Genomic DNA, 3,500 nt, shown 5'->3' with positions numbered 1-3,500 from the left:
ACTCAGCACCATAGGCAAAAATGTACCATAGCTGAGCTCACCGGGTCAAGAAAAAATTCCTATCGTGTCAGCCCGTTGGTATGCGCGGATCCTGCACCAGGTAGAAGGTCCATCTGGGCGTGTAGTCGGTCATCAGGAATTCGAAGCTGGCGGTTTTCAGCGGGTCGACCTTGCCATTCCTGAACAGCAGCCGGTCATAGGGTTCGAAATCGCGATCGAAATCGGCGAAATTGCTCGACCGGATATTGTCCGGCGTCTTGTTGCGCTGGTCGAAGGAAAGCCCGTCGCCGAACACGCTCGGCTGGTTCAGGATCTCCTGCAATTCGAACTGGAATTCGACCCAGGCCTGGCCGCTGTTGTTGAGCACCTCGATGCGCATATACATCATGCCGTTGGCGAATTCGCCGGCCTTGCCGAAGGCCTGGATCGGCTTTGTCGTGCGGATCGTCAGCGTCACCGGCGTTGACGAAGTCAGCTCTTCGGTGATGACGAACGGATCGTCCTTCGTGCCGATGCCCGAGGCGCCGGTGATGTGGAAGCCGCCAAGCTCGTCGGAGAAGGAGTAGGCGCCCGCCGCCCAGACCTTCACTTCGTCGGCGGCAGCGTGATGCGGCGCCAGCATCAGAAGGGCCAAAAGGAGCGCCCGGCGGATCCGGCCGGGCGGGAAAAGAAAGCGCGTCGATGAAAAGCCGGCTGGCCCAGGAAAGCGCATGGCGTGAAGTATGGCCGATAAGCAAGCCGTCGAACAATTAAAAACGCGCGCCTCGCAGGCAATGGCGGGCGAAAAGCAGTCTTCCAGCCTCGCAATGCGCGACTTTTTGGCCAAAACGGCATTGTCACGTATGCGCCGGTTTCCTGTCGTCAATTGATGCGCTATGCAGCGCGGGAGCCAGCAAGATACCCGAATGGGATAAGCCAGTGCGGAGGGGTTGATGAGCGACATCGAACGCGAAAGCATGGAATTCGACGTGGTTATCGTCGGTGCCGGGCCGGCGGGCCTCGCCGCCGCCATCCGCCTCAAGCAGGTCAATCCCGAGCTTTCGGTCGTCGTCCTGGAGAAGGGCGGTGAGGTCGGCGCCCATATTCTCTCCGGCGCCGTCGTCGATCCGATCGGCATCGACCGGCTCTTGCCGGGCTGGCGCGACGAGGACGGCCATCCCTTCAAGACGCCGGTCACCGCGGACCATTTCCTGGTCCTTGGTCCTGCCGGCTCGTTCCGTCTGCCCAACATTTTCATGCCGCCGCTGATGAACAATCACGGCAACTACATCGTTTCGCTGGGCAATGTCTGCCGCTGGCTGGCGACCAAGGCCGAAGCGCTCGGCGTCGAGATCTATCCGGGCTTTGCCGCTGCCGGCCTGCTCTACAATGAGCAAGGCGCCGTCACCGGCGTCGTCACCGGCGACATGGGCGTCGAGAAGGACGGAACGCACGGCCCGGGTTTCGCACCCGGCATGGCGCTGATGGGCAAATATGTGCTGATCGGGGAGGGCGCTCGCGGCTCGCTCGCCAAGCAGCTGATCGCCAGATACAAGCTTTCCGATGGCCGCGAACCGGGCAAATACGGCATCGGCCTGAAGGAACTCTGGCAGGTCAAGCCGGAGAACCACCGGCCGGGGCTGGTCCAGCATTCCTTCGGCTGGCCGCTTGACTTGAAGACCGGCGGCGGCTCGTTCCTCTACCATCTCGAAGATAATCAGGTGGCGGTCGGCTTCGTCCTTCATCTCAATTACAAGAATCCCTGGCTGTCGCCGTTCGAGGAATTCCAGCGCTTCAAGACCCATCCGGCGATCGCGGCTACGTTCGAAGGCGGCAAGCGGCTGGGCTATGGCGCGCGCGCCATCACCGAGGGTGGCTGGCAGTCGGTGCCGAAATTGTCCTTCCCCGGCGGTGCGCTGATGGGCTGTGCCGCGGGCTTCGTCAACGTGCCGCGCATCAAGGGTTCGCACAATGCGGTGCTGTCCGGCATGCTGGCGGCCGAGCATGTCGCCGAGGCGATCGGCGCCGGGCGCGCCAACGACGAACTCGCTTCCTACGAGGAAGCCTGGCGCGCGACCGACATCGGCAAGGATCTGAAGAAGGTGCGCAACGTCAAGCCGCTGTGGTCGCGCTTCGGCACCATCGTCGGTGTCGGCCTTGGCGGCCTCGACATGTGGCTGAACACGCTGTTCGGTGTCTCGCCCTTCGGCACGCTGAAGCATGGCAAGGCCGACTATGCAACGCTCGAGCCTGCCGCCCGGCACAAGAAGATCGCCTATCCGAAGCCCGATGGCGTGCTGACTTTCGACAGGCTGTCCTCGGTGTTCCTGTCCAACACCAATCACGAGGAAAACGAGCCGGTCCACCTGCTTGTCGGCGACATGGAGCTGCAGAAGCGTTCCGAGCACGATGTCTTTGCGGGCCCCTCGACGCGCTATTGTCCGGCCGGGGTTTACGAGTGGGTCGACAGGGACGGCAACGCCGCCGCCGATCCCACGGCCAAGGATGTGCGCTTCGTCATCAACGCGCAGAACTGCGTCCACTGCAAGACATGCGACATCAAGGACCCGAACCAGAACATCAACTGGGTGCCGCCGCAAGGCGGAGAAGGCCCGGTCTATCAGGGCATGTAGGCCCGCGCCGGCCGCAGCGTGCAAAGGTCCCGACGATGGCTCGGGGTCTCCCGTGGCATGTGGAACATTAGAACTGTTGAAACTGCCGCGCGCTTATGGTTCCATTCCTTGACGATAAGGAGATGGCCAATGCGCCTGGCGGTTCTGGCATGCCTTGTGGCGATCGGTGCGCTGTTCGGCTTGGCTTCGGCGGCCTCGGCCGGCACCAGGGTGGTGGTCAAGACGCGGACCTACGACATCACCGGGAACACGGGGCTGGCGCTAGTCCAGGCTATGGACCGCAAAGGGCCGAAGCACGGCTTCATGACGCATGCCATCGCGCTGACCGGCTACGCAGTGGATTGGGACCTTGACACCAGCCAGGACAATGGCGTCTGCCGCTTGCGGCGTGCCAACGGCACGCTCAATCTCTTCTACACATTTCCGCGTGTCGCCTCGGCCACCACCCCGACGCTCCGGAAGCGCTGGACGCGGTTCTTCGCCGGCGTCCGCGCCCATGAGGAAACCCATGGCCGCATCGCCAGGGAGATGATGCGGGCCACGGAAAGATCCATCTCCGGCCTCAGGATTGCCGACGACCCGTCCTGCTACAAGACACGTCGCGAGGCACAGCGACGCATCAAGGCCACCAATGCCGCATATGAGGCCAAGCAGCTCGCTTTCGATGCGCGCGAGCATCGCGACGGCGGCCATGTCCAGCATCTCGTCATCGCTTTGGTCAGGCCCTGATCCTTCAGCCTGGCGTCTTGCCGGCCTGGACAATGGCCGCGGTCGCGGTTTCATGTTCATCGAGCGGCTTTTGCTGATTCAGCCTGAGCGAGAACTCCACCATGACCGGAAGGTGATCCGAGCCGGTGTCTTCCAGCCGTGTCGCCGAATGGATCGTCA

4 protein-coding genes are annotated in these 3,500 nt (G+C 62.6%); 3 read left to right on the top strand and 1 reads right to left on the bottom strand.

The window, feature by feature from the left end:
• Positions 1-67: 67 nt before the first annotated feature.
• Positions 68-712, bottom strand: coding sequence for a hypothetical protein (locus tag EN925_RS28340; protein WP_013532621.1), 645 nt, complete (start codon positions 710-712; stop codon positions 68-70).
• 10 nt (positions 713-722) lie between these two features.
• Here EN925_RS28340 and EN925_RS39810 point away from each other — a divergent pair, with 10 nt between their 5' ends.
• The 3 genes from EN925_RS39810 to EN925_RS28330 all read left to right on the top strand — a co-directional run bounded on the left by EN925_RS39810 (position 723) and on the right by EN925_RS28330 (position 3,341).
• Positions 723-869 (top strand): hypothetical protein, encoded by a 147-nt coding sequence (locus EN925_RS39810; protein ID WP_156949323.1) that lies wholly within the window; start codon positions 723-725, stop codon positions 867-869.
• A gap of 63 nt (positions 870-932) precedes the next feature.
• Positions 933-2,612, top strand: a complete 1,680-nt coding sequence (locus EN925_RS28335) for an electron transfer flavoprotein-ubiquinone oxidoreductase (RefSeq protein WP_127369303.1) — start codon at positions 933-935, stop codon at positions 2,610-2,612.
• 129 nt (positions 2,613-2,741) lie between these two features.
• On the top strand, positions 2,742-3,341 hold the full coding sequence (locus EN925_RS28330) for a DUF922 domain-containing protein (protein WP_127369304.1): 600 nt from the start codon (positions 2,742-2,744) through the stop codon (positions 3,339-3,341).
• The last annotated feature ends 159 nt before the right edge of the window (positions 3,342-3,500 follow it).

The sequence above is a fragment of the Mesorhizobium sp. M7A.F.Ca.US.006.04.2.1 genome, from assembly GCF_004022915.1.
In the GTDB taxonomy this organism is placed as follows: Bacteria; Pseudomonadota; Alphaproteobacteria; order Rhizobiales; family Rhizobiaceae; genus Mesorhizobium; species Mesorhizobium ciceri.
The sequence above is the reverse complement of the archived record's forward strand: the minus strand, read 5'-3'. Positions and strand labels throughout refer to the sequence as shown.